This is a genomic window from Flagellimonas lutimaris (assembly GCF_051494225.1).
In the GTDB taxonomy this organism is placed as follows: Bacteria; Bacteroidota; Bacteroidia; order Flavobacteriales; family Flavobacteriaceae; genus Flagellimonas; species Flagellimonas lutimaris_A.
Genome location: NZ_JBNPYE010000029.1, coordinates 1 through 472, shown reverse-complemented (window position 1 = coordinate 472; position 472 = coordinate 1). Strand labels below are relative to the sequence as shown.

Genomic DNA, 472 nt, shown 5'->3' with positions numbered 1-472 from the left:
GCACGTATGGGCCGTGACCCAAAGACTTCCGTTGTAAATGGCAACAACCAAGTACACACCTGTAAGAACGTATATGTTACCGATGGTGCCTTTATGGCCTCCGCAAGTTGTGTGAACCCATCCTTGACCTATATGGCATTTACCGCAAGGGCAGCCAACCACGCCGCCCAAGAACTTAAAAAAGGAAATATATAATGGAAAGAAGATCAGCACTCAAAAATATGGGATTGGCCTTCGGTTACGCCGTGGCCACCCCTACATTGTTGTCCTTACTGCAAAGCTGTAAGAACAAACCGGCCTACGCCGAATGGACCCCCAGCTTCCTGGACAAGGAACACGGATATGCCATGGCACAGACCTTGGACGTGATCCTTCCAAAAACGGACACTCCTTCGGCAACCGAAGTGAACGTGCACGTTTTTATCGATGCCTATCTCGATGAAGTGATGCCTTTGGACCAAAGGGAATTTGT

2 protein-coding genes are annotated in these 472 nt (G+C 48.9%); both read left to right on the top strand.

Annotation, left to right across the window (positions count from 1 at the left end; genetic code table 11):
• A partial coding sequence (locus ACQQ5U_RS19400; protein WP_437400115.1) for a GMC oxidoreductase occupies positions 1 to 195 on the top strand: 195 nt, incomplete at its 5' end.
• The coding region (locus ACQQ5U_RS19395; RefSeq protein ID WP_437400113.1) for a gluconate 2-dehydrogenase subunit 3 family protein at positions 195 to 472 on the top strand (278 nt) is incomplete at its 3' end. The genes ACQQ5U_RS19400 and ACQQ5U_RS19395, both read left to right, overlap by 1 nt.